Here is a 320-nt window from a genome sequence, read left to right on the forward strand (position 1 = left end):
CGCCCCACCCGGTGCCGTCCGCGCCCTCGGCGAAGGACTGGCACCGGCCGTCAGCGGCGCGGCCCCGCTGACGCGAGACCCCGACGAACGACCCCGGCGTCGCCATCACGGGGCCACCACCCGCCAGCGCCGCGTCACACTCCCCGCGGCGCAGCGCCTGCACCGCCAGGTGCAGCGCCACCAGCGAGGACGAGCACGCCGCGTCGACCGTGACCGCCGGACCCTCCAGACCGAAGGTGTACGACACCCGGCCCGACGCGATGCTCCCGCCGGTCCCCATGAAGCCCTCGACCTGCGCCTCGGCCTGCTCCAGGACGGTC

At 76.6% G+C, this 320-nt stretch carries 1 protein-coding gene; it reads right to left on the reverse strand.

Going from position 1 to position 320, the window contains the following annotated elements:
• Positions 1-320, reverse strand: a 320-nt coding sequence (locus PUR61_RS33285) for a beta-ketoacyl synthase N-terminal-like domain-containing protein (protein WP_329883242.1), incomplete at both ends; no start/stop codon positions are given.

It is taken from the genome of Streptomyces sp. BE20 (assembly GCF_036322525.1).
GTDB lineage: Bacteria > Actinomycetota > Actinomycetes > Streptomycetales > Streptomycetaceae > Kitasatospora.